The following is a 16180-nucleotide window of genomic DNA, read 5'->3' as shown; positions in this document are numbered from 1 at the left end:
ATCCAGTATTTGCCCGTATACTCCTACGTTTTCGACGCCCGCCGAGCGAGGCCACTTTGGACAAGATCCTGATACGTGGGGCCCGTACCCACAACCTGAAGAACATCGACCTGACCCTGCCACGGGACAAACTGATCGTCATCACCGGCCTGTCCGGATCCGGCAAGTCGTCCCTGGCGTTCGACACGCTGTATGCCGAAGGTCAGCGCCGCTATGTCGAATCGCTGTCGGCCTACGCCCGCCAGTTCCTGTCGATGATGGAAAAACCCGACGTCGACACCATCGAAGGCCTGTCGCCGGCGATCTCCATCGAACAGAAGTCGACCTCGCACAACCCGCGTTCCACGGTCGGCACCATCACCGAAATCTACGACTACCTGCGCTTGCTTTACGCTCGCGTCGGTACGCCGCGTTGCCCGGATCACGACATTCCGCTGGAGGCGCAGACCGTCAGCCAGATGGTCGATCTGGTGCTGGCACAGCCGGAAGGCAGCAAACTGATGTTGCTGGCACCGGTGATCCGCGAACGCAAAGGCGAACACCTGTCGGTCTTCGAAGAATTGCGTGCGCAGGGTTTCGTCCGCGCCCGGGTCAACGGACGCATTTGCGAGCTCGACGAGCTGCCGAAGCTGGATAAACAAAAGAAGCATTCGATCGATGTGATCGTCGACCGCTTCAAGGTCCGCGCCGATCTGCAACAACGTCTTGCCGAGTCGTTCGAGACCGCGCTGAAACTCGCCGACGGCATTGCCCTGGTGGCGCCGATGGACGACGAGCCTGGCGAAGAAATGATCTTCTCCGCACGCTTCGCCTGCCCGATCTGCGGCCACGCAATCAGCGAACTGGAACCCAAGCTGTTCTCCTTCAACAACCCGGCCGGCGCCTGCCCGACCTGCGATGGCCTGGGCGTGAAGCAGTTCTTCGACATCAAGCGCCTGGTCAATGGCGAGCTGACCCTGGCCGAAGGTGCGATCCGCGGCTGGGACCGGCGCAACGTCTATTACTTCCAGATGCTCGGCTCACTCGCCTCACACTACAAGTTCAGCCTGGACAAGCCCTTCAACGAGCTGAGCGCCGAGCAGCAGAAGTTCATCCTGCACGGCAGCGGCTCGCAGAACGTCGACTTCAAATACCTCAACGACCGTGGCGACATCGTCAAACGCTCGCACCCGTTTGAAGGTATCGTGCCGAATCTTGAGCGCCGTTACCGCGAAACAGAATCGGCGAGCGTGCGCGAAGAGCTGGCCAAGTTCCTCAGCCATCAGGCCTGCCCGGATTGCCGTGGCACACGTCTGCGTCGCGAAGCACGGCACGTCTGGGTCGGTGAGAAAACCCTGCCGGCCGTGACCAACCTGCCGATCGGTGACGCCTGCGAGTACTTCGCCGATCTGAAGATGACCGGGCGGCGCGGCGAGATCGCCGACAAGATTCTCAAGGAAATTCGCGAGCGTCTGCAGTTTCTGGTCAACGTCGGCCTCGATTACCTGTCGCTGGATCGCAGTGCCGACACCTTGTCTGGTGGCGAGGCGCAGCGGATTCGTCTGGCCAGTCAGATCGGCGCCGGTCTGGTCGGCGTTCTGTACATCCTCGATGAACCGTCCATTGGCCTGCATCAGCGCGACAACGACCGACTGCTCGGCACGCTCAAGCATTTGCGCGACATCGGCAACACAGTGATCGTCGTCGAACACGACGAAGACGCGATTCGCCTGGCTGACTATGTCGTCGACATCGGTCCGGGCGCCGGCGTACATGGTGGGCAGATCGTTGCCGAAGGCACACCGGACGAAGTCATGGCGCACCCTGACTCGCTGACCGGCAAGTACCTGTCGGGCCGGGTGAAGATCGAAGTGCCGGCCAAACGCACACCACGCAACAAGAAGCTCAACCTGTCGCTCAGAGGCGCGCGCGGCAACAACCTGCGCAACGTCGATCTGGACATTCCGATCGGCCTGCTGACGTGCGTGACCGGCGTGTCCGGTTCGGGCAAATCGACGCTGATCAACAACACGCTGTTCCCGCTGAGCGCCACGGCACTCAATGGCGCGACCACGCTGGAAGCGGCCGCGCACGACAGCATCAAAGGTCTGGAACACCTCGATAAAGTTGTGGATATCGACCAGAGCCCGATTGGACGCACACCACGTTCCAACCCGGCGACCTATACCGGGCTGTTCACGCCGATCCGCGAACTGTTCGCTGGCGTGCCCGAGTCGCGTTCCCGTGGTTACGGCCCGGGGCGTTTCTCGTTCAACGTCAAGGGCGGTCGCTGCGAGGCGTGTCAGGGCGACGGCCTGATCAAGGTGGAAATGCACTTCCTGCCGGATATCTACGTGCCCTGCGATGTGTGCAAGAGCAAGCGTTACAACCGCGAGACCCTTGAGATCAAATACAAGGGCAAGAGCATTCACGAGACTCTCGAGATGACCATCGAAGAAGCCCGAGAGTTCTTCGACGCGGTGCCGGCGCTGGCGCGCAAGCTGCAAACGCTGATGGATGTGGGCCTGTCGTACATCAAGCTCGGGCAGTCGGCGACCACGCTCTCTGGCGGTGAGGCACAGCGGGTGAAGCTGTCTCGCGAGCTGTCCAAGCGTGATACCGGCAAAACCTTGTACATCCTCGATGAACCGACCACCGGTTTGCACTTCGCCGATATCCAGCAGTTGCTCGACGTGCTGCATCGTCTACGCGATCACGGCAACACCGTGGTGGTCATCGAGCACAACCTCGATGTGATCAAGACCGCCGACTGGCTGGTGGATCTTGGTCCCGAGGGCGGTTCCAAGGGCGGTCAGATCATTGCTACCGGCACCCCGGAGGAAGTGGCCGAGATGAAGCAATCTCACACCGGCCATTACCTCAAGCCGCTGCTGATCCGCGATCGGGCATAACCGTCAGGCATGAAAAAGCCCCTGTCACCGTTGAAGTGACAGGGGCCTTTTCGTAGCTATTGCAATCAGGACGCGTGGGATTGCAGGTAGTTCTCGAGACCGATGAGCTTGATCAGGCCGAGCTGCTTTTCCAGCCAGTAGGTATGATCTTCTTCGGTGTCGTTGAGCTGAACCCGCAGAATTTCGCGGCTGACATAGTCCTGGTGTTGCTCGCAAAGTTCGATGCCCTTGCACAGCGCAGCGCGGACTTTGTATTCGAGGCGCAGATCGGCTTCGAGCATCGTAGGCACCGTAGTGCCAACATCCAGATCATCCGGACGCATGCGCGGGGTGCCTTCGAGCATCAGAATCCGCCGCATCAACGCATCGGCGTGGCCGGCTTCTTCTTCCATCTCGTGGTTGATGCGCTCGTAGAGCTTGGTGAACCCCCAGTCCTCATACATCCGCGAATGAACGAAATATTGGTCACGCGCGGCCAGTTCGCCGGTCAGCAACGTGTTGAGGTAATCGATTACGTCTGGGTGGCCTTGCATCGCCCTACATCTCCCTGCCTGAAAGTCTGTAGTTTGAACCAACCTGACCGGAAGGTCACCCGCTGCGCGCAAGAAAAGCGAAGAATCTCCGAGAAAAGCAGCTTAAATAACGCAAAAACCGCCCAAATGAGGGCGGTTCTGCTTCTCGTTTAGACTTCGTTAAGCTGTACGTTGAGCAGCTTTGCGATTGCTTCTCCGTACGCCGGATCAGCTTTGTAAAAATGCTGCAACTGGCGATCAACGACGTCGCTTGAAACACCTGCCATGGCACCGGCAATGTTGCTGACCAGCAGAGCTTTCTGCTCGTCGCTCATCAAGCGGAACAAGGCACCCGCGTGGCTGTAGTAATCGGTGTCTTCACGGTGATCGTAGCGATCAGCGGCACCGCTCAAGGCCAACGCTGGTTCGGCGTAATGTGGGGCTTGTTTCGGCGATTCGACGTAGCTGTTAGGTTCGTAGTTTGGCGCTGCGCCGCCATTGCTGCCGAACGCCATGGACCCGTCACGCTGGTAAGTGTTCACCGGGCTGCGTGGTGCGTTCACCGGCAATTGCTGGTGGTTGGTGCCGACACGGTAGCGGTGTGCGTCAGCGTAGGCGAATACGCGCCCCTGCAGCATACGGTCCGGTGACAGACCAACGCCTGGCACCATGTTGCTCGGGCCGAATGCAGCCTGTTCAACTTCAGCGAAGTAGTTCAGCGGGTTACGATTCAACTCCAGCTCACCAACTTCGATCAGCGGAAACTCCTTCTGCGACCAAGTCTTGGTTACGTCGAACGGATTTTCATAATGAGTCGCCGCTTGCGCTTCGGTCATGATCTGAATGCACACGCGCCATTTCGGAAATTCACCACGCTCGATCGCTTCGAACAGGTCACGCTGCGCGTAGTCCGGATCGGTACCCGCCAAACGCGCGGCGTCGGCTGGCGCCAGGTTCTTGATGCCTTGCTGGGTTTTGTAGTGCCACTTCACCCAGTGACGCTCGCCTTTGGCGTTGATCAGGCTGTAGGTGTGGCTACCGAAACCGTGCATGTGACGGTAGCCGTCAGGAATGCCGCGGTCAGAAAACAGAATGGTGACCTGGTGCAGCGCCTCAGGCGAATGCGACCAGAAGTCCCACATCATCTGAGCGCTTTTGAGATTGCTTTGCGGCAGACGCTTCTGGGTGTGGATGAAGTCAGGAAATTTCAGGGGATCACGGATGAAGAATACTGGCGTGTTGTTGCCAACGATGTCCCAGTTGCCTTCTTCGGTGTAGAACTTCAAGGCAAAACCGCGCGGGTCGCGCTCGGTGTCGGCTGAGCCACGCTCGCCACCCACGGTGGAAAAGCGCAGAAAGGTCGGCGTTTGTTTACCTACCGACTCGAACAATTTGGCACTGGTGTATTCAGTGATATCGCGGGTAACGGTGAACGTACCGTAAGCGCCCGAGCCTTTTGCATGGACACGGCGCTCAGGAATATTTTCACGATTGAAGTGCGCGAGCTTTTCGATCAGATGAAAGTCGTCGAGCAGCAACGGACCGCGCGGGCCGGCGGAGCGAGAATTCTGGTTATCAGCGACGGGTGCGCCACTGGCGGTTGTAAGCGTCTTGGTCTGGCTCATGCGGTCATCTTCCTCTGTCAGTCTTGAACTGCCGGCTACTGGGCTTGGCGGGAAGTATTGATCATCGACTGTTTAGCTACAAATTCATTAACTTGTAGGCATCGATAGATAATTACTAATAATGTTTTCCCAGCACATAGTGGCAGTTCAACCATGTCAGAAACTTGTACAAACGGCGCATTTGTTACAGGCACAAAAAACCGGGCACTAGGCCCGGTTTTTCGTTTCAGACTGACGTCTTACTCGGCGGATACAGCTTCGCCAGCAGTAGCACGATCAACCAACTCGACGTACGCCATAGGCGCGTTGTCGCCAGCACGGAAACCGCACTTGAGGATGCGCAGGTAGCCACCCTCACGGGTAGCGTAACGCTTGCCCAGGTCGTTGAAGAGCTTACCAACGATTGCTTTCGAACGAGTACGGTCGAAAGCCAGACGGCGGTTAGCCAGGCTGTCTGTCTTGGCCAGAGTGATCAGCGGCTCGGCAACGCGGCGCAGTTCTTTGGCTTTTGGCAGAGTAGTTTTGATCAGCTCGTGCTCGAACAGCGACACCGCCATGTTTTGGAACATGGCCTTGCGGTGCGAGCTGGTGCGGCTCAGGTGACGACCACTTTTACGATGACGCATGGTTCATTCCTTACCAAACACTACGTTCGGTGATTACGACGATCAGGCAGTCGCCTTGTCGTCCTTCTTAAGACTTGCAGGCGGCCAGTTGTCGAGGCGCATGCCGAGGGACAGACCGCGGGAGGCCAGAACGTCCTTGATTTCAGTCAAGGATTTCTTGCCCAGGTTCGGAGTCTTCAACAGCTCTACTTCGGTACGCTGAATCAGGTCGCCGATGTAGTAGATGTTTTCCGCCTTAAGGCAGTTAGCCGAACGTACAGTCAGTTCCAGATCGTCAACCGGGCGAAGCAGGATCGGATCGATCTCGTCTTCCTGCTCGACAACCAGCGGCTCACTTTCACCTTTGAGGTCGACGAACGCAGCCAGCTGCTGTTGCAGGATGGTTGCAGCGCGACGGATAGCCTCTTCAGGATCCAGAGTACCGTTGGTTTCCAGATCAATAACCAGCTTGTCCAGGTTGGTACGCTGCTCGACACGGGCGTTTTCCACCACGTAGGCGATACGGCGAACCGGGCTGAACGAAGAGTCGAGCTGCAAGCGACCGATGCTGCGGCTTTCGTCTTCATCGCTCTGACGCGAGTCGGCTGGTTCATAACCACGACCACGAGCTACGGTGAGCTTCATGTTCAGGGCGCCGTTAGACGCCAGGTTAGCGATTACGTGATCGGGATTAACGATCTCGACATCATGATCCAGCTGAATATCGGCAGCGGTAACCACCCCCGAACCCTTCTTCGACAAGGTCAGCGTAACTTCGTCACGACCGTGCAGCTTGATGGCCAGACCTTTAAGGTTCAACAGGATTTCAATTACGTCTTCCTGTACACCTTCGATGGCGCTGTACTCGTGGAGCACACCGTCAATCTCGGCCTCGACTACTGCGCAGCCGGGCATTGAGGACAACAGGATGCGGCGCAGCGCGTTGCCCAGGGTGTGGCCAAAACCACGCTCGAGAGGCTCGAGAGTGATCTTGGCGCGGGTTGGACTGACAACCTGCACATCAATGTGGCGGGGTGTCAGGAACTCATTTACCGAAATCTGCATGGATGCACCTATTTTCTAGCCCTTACTTGGAGTAGAGCTCGACAATCAGGCTTTCGTTGATGTCGGCGGACAGATCACTGCGAGCAGGAACGTTCTTGAAAACGCCCGACTTCTTCTCAGTGTCTACTTCTACCCATTCTACGCGGCCACGTTGGGCACACAGATCGAGAGCTTGGACAATGCGAAGTTGGTTTTTTGCTTTCTCGCGAACTGCAACCACGTCACCAGCACGAACCTGATACGACGGAACGTTTACGGTCTGACCGTTGACGCTGATCGACTTGTGCGATACCAGCTGACGGGATTCGGCACGAGTCGAACCAAAGCCCATACGGTATACAACGTTGTCCAGACGGCATTCGAGAAGTTGCAGCAGGTTTTCACCGGTTGCACCTTTCTTGCCAGCAGCTTCTTTGTAGTAGCCGCTGAACTGACGCTCGAGAACGCCGTAGATACGACGGACCTTCTGCTTTTCACGCAGTTGGGTGCCGTAGTCGGACTGGCGACCGCGGCGTTGGCCGTGGATACCAGGTGCTGCTTCAATGTTGCACTTCGATTCGATCGCGCGCACGCCGCTCTTCAGGAAGAGATCGGTGCCTTCGCGACGAGCGAGTTTGCATTTTGGACCAATGTAACGAGCCATTCTTTACAATCTCCTGGATTACACGCGGCGCTTCTTCGGCGGACGGCACCCGTTGTGCGGGATTGGCGTCACGTCGGTGATGCTGGCGATCTTGTAGCCACAGCCGTTCAAAGCGCGGACTGCGGATTCACGACCTGGACCTGGACCCTTGACGTTGACGTCGAGGTTTTTCAGGCCGTATTCCAGCGCAGCTTGACCAGCACGCTCAGCAGCTACTTGAGCAGCGAACGGGGTGGACTTGCGGGAACCGCGGAAACCCGAACCACCGGAGGTAGCCCAGGAAAGAGCGTTACCTTGACGGTCGGTGATGGTCACGATGGTGTTGTTAAAAGATGCATGGATGTGGGCGATGCCATCAACCACTGTCTTTTTAACTTTTTTACGAGGACGAGCAGCAGGTTTTGCCATGATTAAATTCCTGTCGATTCGCTGGGGCGATTACTTGCGGATCGGCTTACGCGGACCTTTACGGGTACGCGCGTTGGTCTTGGTACGCTGACCGCGTACTGGCAGACCACGACGATGACGCAGACCGCGATAGCAACCGAGGTCCATCAAGCGCTTGATTTTCATGTTGATTTCGCGACGCAGGTCACCTTCAGTGGTGAACTTCGCCACTTCGCCACGCAGCTGTTCAATTTGCTCGTCGCTCAGATCTTTGATCTTTGCTGCTGGGTTTACCCCAGTCACTGCACAGATCTTCTGCGCAGTAGTGCGACCAACACCATAGATGTAGGTCAGCGAGATAACAGTATGCTTGTTATCTGGAATGTTAACGCCTGCAATACGGGCCATTCAGTGGGACTCCAATTGACAGCTACCTACGCCCCGGAAGCCAAGAAATAGGGCGCGAGATAATATCGCTGTAATAACAAATAATCAACCCGGTAGCGCACTAGCTACCGGGCTTGAAGCACAATCACACTCAGCCTTGGCGCTGTTTGTGACGCGGTTCCGCGCTGCAAATTACTCGAACAACACCTTCGCGGCGAATAATCTTGCAGTTACGGCACAGCTTTTTCACCGATGCACGAACTTTCATCACCAACTCCTCGAACCTTATGGGTACTCAGCGCAACATGCCGCTGCCGTAACCCTTCAGGTTGGCTTTCTTCATCAGGGATTCGTACTGGTGCGAAACGAGGTGCGATTGTACTTGGGACATGAAGTCCATCACAACCACGACCACGATCAGCAACGAGGTCCCGCCAAGGTAGAACGGAACGTTTGCTGCAACCACCAGGAACTGGGGCAACAGGCACACGGCCGTCATGTAAAGAGCACCGAACAGGGTCAAGCGGGTCAGAACGCCATCAATATAGCGTGCAGACTGCTCACCTGGACGAATGCCCGGAATAAAGGCACCGGACTTCTTCAGGTTTTCCGCTACGTCTTTCGGATTGAACATCAACGCCGTATAGAAGAAGCAGAAGAAAATAATCCCTGCACTAAACAGCAGAATATTCAACGGCTGACCAGGAGCGATCGACTGCGAGATGTCCTGCAACCAGCCCATACCTTCAGACTGACCGAACCAGGCACCCAGCGAAGCCGGGAACAGCAAAATGCTGCTCGCGAAAATAGCCGGAATAACACCGGCCATGTTCACCTTCAGCGGCAAGTGGCTAGTCTGCGCCGCAAAGACCTTACGGCCCTGCTGACGCTTGGCGTAGTGAACAGCAATGCGACGCTGACCACGCTCAATGAACACCACGAAACCGATAATCGCTACTGCCAGCAAACCGATGGCAACCAAGGCGAAGATGTTGATATCGCCCTGACGCGCAGACTCGAAAGACTGCCCGATTGCTCTCGGAAGACCGGCGACGATACCCGAAAAGATCAACATCGAGATACCGTTGCCAACACCACGCTCAGTAATCTGCTCACCCAGCCACATCATGAACATCGCACCAGCCACAAATGTGGTTACCGCGACGAAATGGAAGCCAAAGTCACCAGTGAACGCGACGCCCTGCCCCGCCAGACCAATGGACATGCCAATAGCCTGGACCAGAGCGAGAGCGACGGTGAGGTAGCGGGTGTACTGGCTGATCTTGCGACGGCCAGCTTCACCTTCCTTCTTCAACTGCTCCAGCTGCGGGCTGACGGCGGTCATCAGCTGCATGATGATCGATGCCGAAATGTACGGCATGATCCCCAGTGCAAAGATGCTCATCCGCTCCAGCGCGCCGCCGGAAAACATGTTGAACAAGCTAAGAATGGTCCCCTCATTCTGTCGAAACAGGTCCGCGAGACGGTCCGGGTTGATACCTGGAACCGGGATGTGTGCGCCTATTCGGTAGACGATAATCGCCAGGAACAGAAAACGCAGACGAGCCCAGAGTTCAGACATACCGCCTTTGCCGAGCGCAGAGAGAGCACCTTGCTTAGCCATTTATTCCTCGAACTTGCCGCCAGCTGCTTCGATAGCCGCACGCGCACCTTTGGTGGCGCCGATTCCCTTGCCGATAGTGACAGCGCGAGTCACTTCACCGGACAGCATGATTTTCACACGCTGTACGTTGACGTTGATCACGTTGGCATCTTTCAGGGACTGCACAGTAACGATGTCGCCTTCCACTTTAGCCAACTCGGACAGACGCACTTCTGCGCGATCCATGGCCTTCAGAGAAACGAAACCGAACTTAGGCAGGCGACGATGCAGCGGCTGTTGACCGCCTTCAAAGCCTGGAGCGATGGTGCCACCGGAGCGGGAGGTCTGACCTTTGTGACCACGGCCACCAGTCTTGCCCAAACCACTACCGATACCACGGCCCGGACGATGCTTTTCGCGACGGGAACCCGGCGCTGGACTCAGATCATTGAGTTTCATCGATTAACCCTCGACACGCAGCATGTAGTAAGCCTTGTTGATCATCCCGCGATTCTCGGGAGTATCCTGGACTTCCACAGTGTGACCGATGCGACGCAGACCCAGACCCTTAACGCACAGTTTGTGGTTAGGGATGCGGCCGGTCATGCTTTTGATCAGCGTTACTTTAACAGTAGCCATGATTACTTGATCTCCTCAACACGCAGGCCACGCTTGGCAGCGATGGACTCAGGAGACTGCATAGCCTTCAGACCCTTGAAAGTGGCGTGAACCACGTTTACCGGGTTGGTCGAGCCGTAGCACTTGGCCAGAACGTTCTGAACGCCAGCAACTTCGAGGACAGCACGCATAGCGCCGCCAGCGATGATACCGGTACCTTCAGAAGCAGGCTGCATGTACACCTTCGAAGCGCCATGGGCGGATTTCATTGCGTACTGCAGAGTGGTGCCGTTCAGGTCAACTTGAATCATGTTGCGGCGAGCAGCTTCCATTGCCTTCTGGATCGCAGCAGGCACTTCACGCGACTTGCCACGGCCGAAGCCAACACGCCCTTTACCATCACCAACCACGGTCAACGCGGTGAAAGTGAAGATACGGCCGCCTTTAACGGTTTTGGCTACGCGGTTAACTTGAACCAGCTTCTCGATGTAGCCTTCGTCGCGCTTTTGGTCGTTATTTGACATAACTTAGAACTCCAGCCCAGCTTCACGAGCAGCATCAGCCAGCGCTTTAACGCGGCCGTGGTACTTGAAGCCAGAGCGGTCGAAAGCCACTTGCGATACGCCAGCGGCCTTAGCACGCGTAGCGACCAGCTGGCCAACCTTTGTGGCCGCGTCGATGTTGCCAGTGGCACCATCACGCAGTTCTTTATCCAAAGTCGAGGCACTTGCCAAGACTTTGTTGCCGTCGGCCGAGATGACCTGGGCGTATATGTGCTGCGACGAGCGGAACACGCAGAGACGCACGACTTCGAGTTCGTGCATTTTCAGGCGTGCTTTGCGAGCGCGACGCAGTCGAGTAACTTTTTTGTCGGTCATTTGCTATGCCCTACTTCTTCTTGGCTTCTTTACGACGGACGACTTCGTCCGCGTAGCGCACACCTTTGCCTTTGTACGGCTCTGGTGGACGGAAGTCGCGGATCTCGGCGGCCACTTGACCTACCAGCTGCTTGTCGATGCCCTTGATCAGGATATCGGTCTGGCTAGGAGTCTCAGCGGTGATGCCTTGCGGCAGTTCGTAATCCACTGGGTGCGAGAAGCCAAGAGCCAGGTTCAGAACCTGACCTTTTGCTTGCGCTTTGTAACCAACACCGACCAGCTGGAGCTTGCGCTCAAAGCCTTGGCTTACGCCCTGGACCATGTTGTTTACCAACGCACGCGTGGTACCGGCCATTGCGCGAGTTTGTTGATCGCCGTTGCGAGCAGCAAAACGCAGCTCACCAGCTTCCTCAACGATCTCAACGGACGAATGGATGTTCAGTTCAAGAGTACCCTTGGCACCCTTCACCGAAAGCTGTTGGCCTGCGAATTTGACTTCGACACCGGCTGGCAGCTTAACGGGGTTCTTAGCGACGCGAGACATGCTTATCCCCCCTTAGAACACAGTGCAAAGAACTTCGCCGCCGACACCGGCAGCGCGCGCAGCACGATCCGTCATCACACCTTTGTTGGTGGAGACGATAGACACGCCGAGACCGCCACGAACTTTTGGCAGATCTTCAACGGACTTGTACTGACGCAGGCCTGGACGACTAACGCGCTTCACTTCTTCGATAACCGGACGGCCCTCGAAGTACTTCAGCGAGATGGACAACGACGGCTTGGCGTCGGTGGTGATCTGAAAATCCGCGATGTAACCTTCGTCCTTCAGGACTTTTGCTACAGCAGCCTTCAACGTGGAAGACGGCATGCTTACGACAGACTTTTCAGCCATCTGGGCATTACGGATTCGAGTTAGCATGTCCGCTAACGGGTCCTGCATACTCATGGGCTAGACGCTCCTAATACAAAAAAATTAGCCTTGCGGCTACTACTTGTCGCCGAGAACTTCCGGGCATAAAAACACGGGCTCAGGCGAGCCGGTCATTCTAGACACACCCCAGAAATGAATCAAGCCCCAAAAGGGGCTTGATTCAGATTCAAGGCCACCGATGGTCAGGTTCTTGCGAACCCGAACATCGAGACTTTGACAACTATTACCAGCTGGCTTTAACCAGACCTGGTACGTCACCACGCATTGCAGCTTGACGCAGCATGTTACGGCCGAGGCCGAACTTGCGGTACACGCCGTGCGGACGACCAGTCAGGCGGCAACGGTTACGCATGCGCGAAGCGCTTGCGTCACGTGGTTGCTTCTGCAGAGCTACGGTAGCTTCCCAACGCGCTTCTGGACTTGCGTTCAGATCGACGATGATAGCTTTCAGCGCTGCACGCTTGGTGGCGTACTTGGCAACGGTGAGCTGACGTTTCAGCTCACGGTTTTTCATGCTCTTCTTGGCCATTTTCCTACTCCAATCAGTTGCGGAACGGGAATTTGAAAGCACGCAGCAGAGCGCGGCCCTCATCATCGTTCTTGGCAGTGGTGGTCAGGGTAATGTCCAGACCGCGGAGAGCATCGATCTTGTCGTAGTCGATTTCCGGGAAGATGATCTGCTCTTTCACGCCCATGCTGTAGTTACCACGACCATCGAAGGACTTGGCATTCAGGCCGCGGAAGTCGCGAACCCGAGGCAGGGAGATCGACAGCAGACGATCCAGGAACTCGTACATACGCTCACGGCGCAGAGTCACTTTGACGCCGATCGGCCATCCTTCGCGGACTTTGAAGCCAGCGATGGATTTGCGAGCGTAGGTCACAACGACTTTCTGGCCGGTGATCTTTTCCAGGTCAGCAACAGCGTGCTCGATGACTTTTTTGTCGCCGATCGCTTCGCCCAGACCCATGTTCAGGGTGATTTTGGTAACGCGCGGAACTTCCATCACGTTCGAAAGCTTAAGTTCTTCCTTAAGTTTCGGAGCGATTTCCTTCCGGTAAATCTCTTTTAGTCGTGCCATGGTCTTCTACCTAGCAGTGTTCAAGCATCAACCGCTTTTTGGGTCGACTTGAAGACACGAATTTTCTTACCGTCTTCTACTTTGAAACCAACGCGGTCAGCCTTGTTGGTTTCGCCATTGAAGATGGCGACGTTGGAAGCGTGCAGTGGCGCTTCTTTCTCGACGATACCGCCCTGTACGCCCGACATCGGGTTAGGCTTGGTATGACGCTTGACCAGGTTCAGACCACCAACAACCAGACGGTTGTCAGCAAGAACCTTCAGCACCTTACCGCGCTTACCTTTGTCTTTGCCGGCGATCACGATGATCTCGTCGTCACGACGAATCTTTTGCATGTCGGATCTCCTTACAGCACTTCTGGGGCGAGCGAGACGATCTTCATGAACTTCTCAGTACGAAGTTCACGGGTCACTGGCCCAAAGATACGGGTGCCGATCGGCTCTTGCTTGTTGTTCAGAAGAACAGCAGCGTTGCCATCAAAGCGGATAATGGAGCCATCAGCACGACGTACGCCGTGACGAGTGCGGACTACAACAGCAGTCATCACTTGGCCTTTTTTCACCTTACCGCGAGGAATTGCTTCCTTCACGGTAACTTTGATGATGTCACCGATACCAGCGTAACGACGATGGGAGCCACCCAGCACCTTGATGCACATAACACGGCGAGCGCCGCTGTTATCGGCCACATCGAGCATGGATTGAGTCTGAATCATATAATTTCTCCGACCCCTAGCCCTTAGACTTCCACAGCGCGTTCGAGAACATCAACCAGCGCCCAAGACTTGGTCTTAGCCATCGGACGAGTTTCACGAATAGTGACTTTGTCGCCGATGTGGCACTGATTGGTTTCGTCGTGCGCGTGCAGCTTAGTCGAACGCTTAACGTATTTACCGTAGATCGGGTGCTTTACGCGACGCTCGATCAGAACGGTGATGGTTTTGTCCATCTTGTCGCTGACAACACGGCCAGTCAGCGTACGGACAGTTTTTTCGGCTTCAGCCATGATCACTTACCTGCCTGCTGGTTGAGCACAGTCTTCACGCGAGCGATGTCACGCTTAACTTGCGAGAGCAGATGAGACTGCCCCAACTGGCCAGTTGCTTTCTGCATGCGCAGATTGAACTGGTCGCGCAGCAAGCCGAGCAGTTGCTCGTTCAGCTGCTGTGCGGATTTTTCACGAAGTTCATTCGCTTTCATCACATCACCGTCCGTTTAACAAAGGAGGTGGCGAGCGGCAGCTTTGCAGCAGCCAGGGCGAAAGCCTCACGCGCCAGCTCTTCAGAAACACCCTCGATTTCATACAGGACTTTGCCTGGCTGAATCTGGGCAACCCAGTACTCCACGTTACCCTTACCTTTACCCATACGAACCTCGAGAGGTTTCTTGGAGATCGGCTTGTCCGGGAATACACGGATCCAGATCTTGCCGCCACGTTTTACGTGACGGGTCAGAGCACGACGCGCTGACTCGATCTGACGAGCGGTGAGACGACCACGAGCAACAGACTTCAGCGCGAACTCGCCGAAGCTGACTTTGCTACCGCGCAGTGCCAGACCACGGTTGTGGCCGGTCATCTGCTTGCGGAACTTCGTACGCTTTGGTTGCAACATTTGGCGTACCCCTTACTTAGCAGCTTTTTTACGAGGCGCTGGTGCTTGTGGTTTCAGTTCTTCTTGGCGACCACCAATAACTTCGCCTTTGAAGATCCAAACCTTTACACCGATCACACCGTAAGTGGTGTGAGCTTCGTAGTTGGCATAGTCGATGTCGGCACGCAGGGTGTGCAGTGGCACACGACCTTCGCGATACCATTCAGTACGTGCGATTTCAGCACCGCCGAGACGACCGCTCACTTGGATTTTGATGCCTTTGGCACCAATGCGCATGGCGTTCTGTACTGCGCGCTTCATAGCGCGACGAAACATTACACGGCGCTCCAGCTGCTGAGCTACGCTCTGCGCAACCAGCATACCGTCGAGCTCCGGCTTGCGGATCTCTTCGATATTGATGTGCACAGGCACACCCATTTGCTTGGTCAGGTCCTGACGCAGCTTCTCAACATCTTCACCTTTCTTCCCGATAACGATACCTGGACGAGCGGTGTGAATGGTGATGCGTGCAGTTTGGGCCGGACGATGGATATCGATACGGCTTACGGACGCGCTTTTTAGTTTGTCTTGGAGATACTCACGCACTTTCAGATCTGCGAACAAATAGTCCGCATAAGTCCGACCGTCTGCGTACCAGACGGAGGTGTGCTCCTTGACGATTCCCAGGCGAATGCCAATGGGATGTACTTTCTGACCCATCTCTTCGACTCCGTTACTTGTCAGCAACCTTGACAGTGATATGGCAAGACCGCTTGACGATGCGATCAGCACGGCCTTTGGCACGTGGCATGATGCGCTTCAGCGAACGCCCTTCGTTGACGAAAACGGTGCTGACCTTCAGGTCATCAACGTCTGCGCCTTCGTTATGCTCGGCGTTGGCTACGGCCGACTCCAGCACTTTTTTCATGATCTCGGCGGCTTTCTTACTGCTGAAAGCCAACAGGTTGAGCGCTTCGCCCACCTTCTTCCCGCGGATCTGGTCGGCGACCAAGCGGGCTTTCTGGGCGGAGATTCGAGCGCCCGACAACTTAGCGGCTACTTCCATTTCCTTACCCCTTAACGCTTGGCTTTCTTGTCAGCCACGTGCCCGCGATAGTTGCGGGTACCGGCGAACTCGCCCAGTTTGTGGCCGACCATGTCTTCGTTAACGAGAACCGGGACGTGCTGACGACCGTTGTGTACTGCGATGGTCAGACCGACCATTTGTGGCAGGATCATGGAACGACGCGACCAGGTTTTAATTGGTTTGCGATCGTTCTTTTCCGCCGCCACTTCGATCTTCTTCAGTAGGTGAAGATCAATAAAAGGACCTTTTTTCAGAGAACGTGGCACTGTCGT

26 protein-coding genes are annotated in these 16180 nt (G+C 56.0%); 1 reads left to right on the top strand and 25 read right to left on the bottom strand.

The features are described 5' to 3' along the window. Window positions 1-56 precede the first annotated feature (56 nt). Window positions 57-2891: an excinuclease ABC subunit UvrA gene (gene uvrA, locus ACP7D9_RS17205; protein ID WP_426158738.1), complete on the top strand. Its 2835-nt coding sequence runs from the start codon at window positions 57-59 to the stop codon at window positions 2889-2891. Between the two features lie 65 nt (window positions 2892-2956). On the opposite strand, the gene bfr is transcribed toward uvrA, so the two are convergent. From bfr to rpsS, 25 genes are all read right to left on the bottom strand, one after another. After that, complete coding sequence (bfr, locus tag ACP7D9_RS17200; RefSeq protein WP_130912285.1) at window positions 2957-3424, bottom strand: bacterioferritin; 468 nt, start codon at window positions 3422-3424, stop codon at window positions 2957-2959. A 149-nt stretch (window positions 3425-3573) separates the two neighbouring features. Then, window positions 3574-5028 carry a catalase gene (locus ACP7D9_RS17195; protein ID WP_426158736.1) on the bottom strand — a complete coding sequence of 485 codons (1455 nt, stop codon included), beginning with the start codon at window positions 5026-5028 and terminating at the stop codon, window positions 3574-3576. A 239-nt stretch (window positions 5029-5267) separates the two neighbouring features. Next, window positions 5268-5654 (bottom strand): 50S ribosomal protein L17, encoded by a 387-nt coding sequence (gene rplQ / locus ACP7D9_RS17190; RefSeq protein ID WP_003176402.1) that lies wholly within the window; start codon window positions 5652-5654, stop codon window positions 5268-5270. A 42-nt stretch (window positions 5655-5696) separates the two neighbouring features. After that, window positions 5697-6698, bottom strand: a complete 1002-nt coding sequence (locus tag ACP7D9_RS17185) for a DNA-directed RNA polymerase subunit alpha (RefSeq protein WP_016772946.1) — start codon at window positions 6696-6698, stop codon at window positions 5697-5699. 22 nt (window positions 6699-6720) lie between these two features. Beyond that, complete coding sequence (gene rpsD / locus ACP7D9_RS17180; RefSeq protein WP_003176404.1) at window positions 6721-7341, bottom strand: 30S ribosomal protein S4; 621 nt, start codon at window positions 7339-7341, stop codon at window positions 6721-6723. 18 nt (window positions 7342-7359) lie between these two features. Then, window positions 7360-7749, bottom strand: coding sequence for a 30S ribosomal protein S11 (gene rpsK / locus ACP7D9_RS17175; protein ID WP_002555466.1), 390 nt, complete (start codon window positions 7747-7749; stop codon window positions 7360-7362). A gap of 30 nt (window positions 7750-7779) precedes the next feature. Further along, complete coding sequence (gene rpsM, locus ACP7D9_RS17170; RefSeq protein ID WP_003186020.1) at window positions 7780-8136, bottom strand: 30S ribosomal protein S13; 357 nt, start codon at window positions 8134-8136, stop codon at window positions 7780-7782. Window positions 8137-8266: 130 nt separating this feature from the next. After that, the gene (rpmJ, locus tag ACP7D9_RS17165; protein ID WP_002555468.1) at window positions 8267-8383 is read right to left on the bottom strand and encodes a 50S ribosomal protein L36; all 117 of its coding nucleotides are present in this window, start codon (window positions 8381-8383) and stop codon (window positions 8267-8269) included. Window positions 8384-8410: 27 nt separating this feature from the next. Continuing rightward, a complete protein-coding gene (gene secY, locus ACP7D9_RS17160) occupies window positions 8411-9739 on the bottom strand; it encodes a preprotein translocase subunit SecY (protein ID WP_016772945.1) in 1329 nt (442 codons plus the stop codon). Continuing rightward, window positions 9740-10177, bottom strand: a complete 438-nt coding sequence (gene rplO, locus ACP7D9_RS17155) for a 50S ribosomal protein L15 (protein WP_003228720.1) — start codon at window positions 10175-10177, stop codon at window positions 9740-9742. A 3-nt stretch (window positions 10178-10180) separates the two neighbouring features. Further along, window positions 10181-10357, bottom strand: coding sequence for a 50S ribosomal protein L30 (gene rpmD, locus ACP7D9_RS17150; protein WP_003176408.1), 177 nt, complete (start codon window positions 10355-10357; stop codon window positions 10181-10183). A 2-nt stretch (window positions 10358-10359) separates the two neighbouring features. Then, a complete protein-coding gene (gene rpsE, locus ACP7D9_RS17145; protein ID WP_007955637.1) occupies window positions 10360-10860 on the bottom strand; it encodes a 30S ribosomal protein S5 in 501 nt (166 codons plus the stop codon). Between the two features lie 3 nt (window positions 10861-10863). Beyond that, on the bottom strand, window positions 10864-11214 hold the full coding sequence (gene rplR / locus ACP7D9_RS17140; protein ID WP_003186037.1) for a 50S ribosomal protein L18: 351 nt from the start codon (window positions 11212-11214) through the stop codon (window positions 10864-10866). A 10-nt stretch (window positions 11215-11224) separates the two neighbouring features. Then, window positions 11225-11758: a 50S ribosomal protein L6 gene (rplF, locus tag ACP7D9_RS17135; RefSeq protein ID WP_007966176.1), complete on the bottom strand. Its 534-nt coding sequence runs from the start codon at window positions 11756-11758 to the stop codon at window positions 11225-11227. 12 nt (window positions 11759-11770) lie between these two features. Beyond that, on the bottom strand, window positions 11771-12163 hold the full coding sequence (rpsH, locus tag ACP7D9_RS17130; RefSeq protein WP_016772944.1) for a 30S ribosomal protein S8: 393 nt from the start codon (window positions 12161-12163) through the stop codon (window positions 11771-11773). A 208-nt stretch (window positions 12164-12371) separates the two neighbouring features. Continuing rightward, entirely contained in the window at window positions 12372-12677 is a 306-nt protein-coding gene (rpsN, locus tag ACP7D9_RS17125) for a 30S ribosomal protein S14 (RefSeq protein WP_003186042.1), read from the bottom strand. Window positions 12678-12690: 13 nt separating this feature from the next. Then, on the bottom strand, window positions 12691-13230 hold the full coding sequence (rplE, locus tag ACP7D9_RS17120; protein WP_003210069.1) for a 50S ribosomal protein L5: 540 nt from the start codon (window positions 13228-13230) through the stop codon (window positions 12691-12693). A gap of 20 nt (window positions 13231-13250) precedes the next feature. Continuing rightward, window positions 13251-13565 (bottom strand): 50S ribosomal protein L24, encoded by a 315-nt coding sequence (rplX, locus tag ACP7D9_RS17115; RefSeq protein ID WP_003186046.1) that lies wholly within the window; start codon window positions 13563-13565, stop codon window positions 13251-13253. An 11-nt stretch (window positions 13566-13576) separates the two neighbouring features. Beyond that, on the bottom strand, window positions 13577-13945 hold the full coding sequence (rplN, locus tag ACP7D9_RS17110) for a 50S ribosomal protein L14 (protein ID WP_002555479.1): 369 nt from the start codon (window positions 13943-13945) through the stop codon (window positions 13577-13579). 23 nt (window positions 13946-13968) lie between these two features. Further along, complete coding sequence (gene rpsQ / locus ACP7D9_RS17105; RefSeq protein WP_003194644.1) at window positions 13969-14235, bottom strand: 30S ribosomal protein S17; 267 nt, start codon at window positions 14233-14235, stop codon at window positions 13969-13971. Between the two features lie 2 nt (window positions 14236-14237). Then, window positions 14238-14429 (bottom strand): 50S ribosomal protein L29, encoded by a 192-nt coding sequence (gene rpmC / locus ACP7D9_RS17100; RefSeq protein WP_002555481.1) that lies wholly within the window; start codon window positions 14427-14429, stop codon window positions 14238-14240. Further along, complete coding sequence (rplP, locus tag ACP7D9_RS17095) at window positions 14429-14842, bottom strand: 50S ribosomal protein L16 (RefSeq protein ID WP_003228729.1); 414 nt, start codon at window positions 14840-14842, stop codon at window positions 14429-14431. Before rplP ends, rpmC begins: the two co-directional genes overlap by 1 nt. A gap of 12 nt (window positions 14843-14854) precedes the next feature. Next, complete coding sequence (gene rpsC / locus ACP7D9_RS17090) at window positions 14855-15541, bottom strand: 30S ribosomal protein S3 (RefSeq protein ID WP_003176422.1); 687 nt, start codon at window positions 15539-15541, stop codon at window positions 14855-14857. A 13-nt stretch (window positions 15542-15554) separates the two neighbouring features. Further along, entirely contained in the window at window positions 15555-15887 is a 333-nt protein-coding gene (gene rplV, locus ACP7D9_RS17085; RefSeq protein ID WP_003103908.1) for a 50S ribosomal protein L22, read from the bottom strand. An 11-nt stretch (window positions 15888-15898) separates the two neighbouring features. Further along, on the bottom strand, window positions 15899-16174 hold the full coding sequence (rpsS, locus tag ACP7D9_RS17080; RefSeq protein WP_011336172.1) for a 30S ribosomal protein S19: 276 nt from the start codon (window positions 16172-16174) through the stop codon (window positions 15899-15901). Window positions 16175-16180: the final 6 nt, after the last annotated feature.

Origin of the sequence: Pseudomonas sp. TSRC2-2 (assembly GCF_049897785.1) — a bacterium.
Lineage (GTDB): Bacteria > Pseudomonadota > Gammaproteobacteria > Pseudomonadales > Pseudomonadaceae > Aquipseudomonas.
The sequence above is the reverse complement of the archived record's forward strand: the minus strand, read 5'-3'. Positions and strand labels throughout refer to the sequence as shown.